This is a genomic window from Edaphobacter sp. (assembly GCF_035532915.1).
Classification (GTDB): domain Bacteria; phylum Acidobacteriota; class Terriglobia; order Terriglobales; family Acidobacteriaceae; genus Edaphobacter.
The window spans coordinates 1-3590 of sequence record NZ_DATKQC010000169.1; the positions used below are offsets into that span (position 1 = coordinate 1).

Genomic DNA, 3590 nt, shown 5'->3' on the forward strand with positions numbered 1-3590 from the left:
CTGAGAGCCCTTGTCGCACAGTACGCGAACGGATTCCGTGGCGCGGGTTATTGCGGTGTAAAACAAGCCCCTGTGAATATCGCGATCATCGAGAACGGCATCGGTAATGATGATGATCTTGTTCTCCATGCCCTTGAAGGCATGAACGGTAGCGTAAGCAGTTAGTTCGCCCGCTTGCCATGCTGGGCGCAGCTTGTAACCCGCGGCACCGAGGCGCGCGGCTGCGCTCATATGATCGGATCGAAAGGAAAGGAGCGTAATTTCGGAGGGTTTGTAACCTTGCTTCTTGAATTCCCTCAGCCACTGACCGAGCCTGTCCAGTTGCGCCTGATCATGGTCGTAGAAATAGATGTCGTAATTGTTTACGCCCCCTCCCGAGCGGAGGTATCCCGAATAAACTGGATTCACAAACCCGGCAAGCCGGACCGCTGTGTCTCCCACTATTTGATAGTTGCGGCAGTTCTCAGATAGTTTCCAACGGACGGGCCGGTTCATTCTGTCCAATGCGTCAAGCGCCGTTTCCATTGCCTCGCGCTCAGTGAGAACTTGCTGATCGAAATCGCCAAAGAGTGCAAAGGCGCCATTGTCCACACCGCCCTTTAGAAACTGGGTTAGGCATTGCCAGAGCCGAGGTCTAGCAAGAAGATCCTGTGCCTCGTCGAGGACCAGATAGTCAAAGGTGGCCACTGCCTTGAAATCAGGATCAGTGAGACGCTCCTCTAATTGCTGAGGTAGCTCAGCGTCCCAAAACTCCTGCGTAGGCTTGCTCGGGATCGAAATTTGCGTCAGCTCCGCCATGACGCGAATCGCGCGACCCGCGACCAGGTTCGGGAGCGCGGGAACGGACTGTTCTATCCTGCGTCCTAGCCAATCCCCAATCAATTGGTTGAAACACAGCAACGCCACTCGACGGCCATTCTCGGCAGCACGTCTGGCAACCTCAATGGCGATTAGGGTCTTGCCCGTACCAGCCCCGCCGGAAACGACCAGCCGATCGTTCCACGTAGCAAGTTGCAGCACGGGCTTTTGCTGCTGACGCAGAACCTTCGCGACCTCCTCTTCGCGGCGCCGAATCTCCTCTCGCGCGCCTGGGTGGCGCTTTTGCACCGGCACACAAGACCTTACGACGGTGTCAATCTGACTCGGGGAAAGCCGATGATCGAGGCGCGATAGTTGACCATCCGCCGCGACGCTACGATCGATTCTGGCCCTTAATTCTGCACAGAATGCGGTGCCGCTTTCCAATGATCGGAAAGTGCGCAGATCCATTAATTCCCATGGCTGGACCGAGAGGTTTGGCGACAGGTCAAACGGGGACCGCGGGAAAATGCAGCAATGGACAACTGGAACACGCTTGAATTGCGGCGCGAGCTCCGAGAAGCGGCGATAGAACGTATGCCGCCCGTCCGCCGCCTGCTTGAATGGCGAACGGCTAATGGTCTCGGGATACCATCTGTGACCATCGAACGAAATGTTTTCGTGGGACTTGACCTCTACGCAGAGAATGCCTGCGTCCGGCACGATGATCACAAAATCTACCTCGGTGCGAAGACCCCGGTTCCACGGAGCAAGATCAAGGGAATGCAGCGCGACCCAGTCATCGGGGCCGGCCGCAATCAGGTTGAAGACGTCGCGCTCACCCACGGGCGTGCGTTCGTCCATGAAGGAGGGAATCAGTCGCGCCATTGGTCAACCATACTTAGTTCGCGGACAACCTTGAGGTCGGTCTCCGGGACACTGAAGCCCTCCTCGATTCCACTCACTCTTAAAAACAGCAGGTCGCCCGTGATACCACTGCCGGGCGGTATGGCCAAGTGGAAGCCACCGCCTGTCATGGCACGTTCCCGAATCTGGGGCACCAGCTTTCTGAGGATATTGAGCAGCTGCTCCTCTACAATTTCTTGTTCTTGGACGCCAAACTGAATCGCCTCTCCCCGCGACCGCCGTACTTCATTCCACGCAAGTTTCCAAAGGGGCGCCTTCTGATTCCGGTTGTTGGGGGCATCGCTGTCAACCTCCAATACGCGCAAGAGAACCTCGAAATGCTTCATTTGCTGGGGCGCATGGATGACGGTGCTCGGTGGTTTGCACCAATGTTGGATCGCGGAACTAAGATGCTGTAGATTGAGACCAGCGGTACGCAGGCGCGCTATCAGACCGGCAGCATTAGCCCGCCACTCCAGTTCCAATTTGGATTTCCAAATCTGACTATAGTGCCCATGCTCGGCGCGTACTCCGCCGAAGTCGACGTCATCTACTAGTGGCCTGATCAAATACATGCCCTCAACAAGCGTTTCAGAGGGCATTCGACGATCAATAGGCTCCCGTGAGGCCGGGTCGGGATCGAAGCTGAGAACCAAGGAATGCGGCGGGTACAGAATGGCATGTTCCTCGTCGACTTGAACGAGCGTAGCAGTGCGCTTTTCTCGCTGCTGAATCATTTCCCTGAAGACTCGCAACTCATCGAGTTCCGCCGCGTCGCCCGGAAGGGCACCGGTGTCCTGGCCTGAACGAACCAATCGCGTAGTCCAGGTGATCTGGCCACGTCTACTGCCAGAATTCGTCGCCGCGGTGGAACCGCTGGCGCCTTGGGAATCGGTGGGAGGCGATACCGGGTCGTAGCCGAAGTCTGGCTCGTCGCTGCAGCCGGACCAGACAATTTGCAATAGCTTGCGAAAGCGTGGTGCGGTGAGCAGAGCGTCGGGCGCCGAACCCCAGCCTCGGGCACGAAGCGGTCCCACTTTTATCAAAACGTCGAACGGAGCAGTTTCTCGGTAATCCCGCACTGAGTGAAGGAACGCGATCTCCAAGAGCGGCGGGTCTTCGGTCGGGACTAGAACCGACTCAAAATGAAGCCGGGCCCGGCGCGAACAGTAAACCTTTAACGTTTGGCCTTGAGAGCGCTGTTCGCGGATGGCCAAGCGAATCGCTTCTCGCACTGGGTTCTCAATGGACGGAAGTTCCGCCGCAGCACGAAGGGCTGACTCATACAGCGTCCGTACATCTAACCCCCAGCGAGATTGAACCCCTTCAGTTGCCCCGAGCAGTTCTCTCAAAGTATCAAGCATCGAGCTATCGAAAGGCACTGGAACCGTGAGCCACTCGGACAGGAGAGCCCGGAGCCGGTCCGAGATATCAAGAGCCTCTTGGGTGTCGGAGTCCCGGAGCGTCACCACAATCTGACGCAAGCTCCGGCGCAGGGCGCCGAAAGCGGTCGATGCAATCTCGTGCCGTTCGATGGCTACAGTTGCCTGCTGCTCGATGAAATCGAAGACCTGCGACGCGGCTACCGGCATTACGGTGTTCTCCGCTTCAGAATTGAGAGACCGATAGCACGCGGCGCGGCCGGAAGTCCGCCAAGCATTTCGGTATCCTCGGCATACCACTGCTGCAATCCAAGCATCTGGTTGCCCAAGGCTTCCAAGCGGTCGCGCTCAACTACTCGGTGGATTACGCCGATTACGTCAGAGCGTTGGAACTCCGACCCACCCAGCACTTTGAGAAAGGATGTGTCCCCGTCCGCAATCACTAAAGAGGGCTGGGGCGTGTGGCGGTCAAAGTTTTCCGTCCTCGCGTTGTAGAAGATGACG

The 3590-nt window shown here is 57.4% G+C and carries 3 protein-coding genes; all 3 read right to left on the minus strand.

The window, feature by feature from the left end; all coding sequences use genetic code 11:
* Positions 1 to 1686: nuclease-related domain-containing DEAD/DEAH box helicase (locus tag VMU57_RS08200; RefSeq protein ID WP_325382297.1), on the minus strand; the 1686-nt coding region annotated here is incomplete at its 3' end.
* Positions 1674 to 3296: a hypothetical protein gene (locus tag VMU57_RS08205; RefSeq protein WP_325382299.1), complete on the minus strand. Its 1623-nt coding sequence runs from the start codon at positions 3294 to 3296 to the stop codon at positions 1674 to 1676. The genes VMU57_RS08205 and VMU57_RS08200, both read right to left, overlap by 13 nt.
* Positions 3296 to 3590 (minus strand): hypothetical protein (locus tag VMU57_RS08210; RefSeq protein WP_325382301.1); only part of this gene is annotated, 295 nt, incomplete at its 5' end. The genes VMU57_RS08210 and VMU57_RS08205, both read right to left, overlap by 1 nt.

Bases quoted from the DNA above. Each gene is read 5' to 3' on its own strand.
- VMU57_RS08205 (WP_325382299.1), bottom strand. From the start codon at position 3,296: ATGCCGGTAGCCGCGTCGCAGGTCTTCGATTTCATCGAGCAGCAGGCA.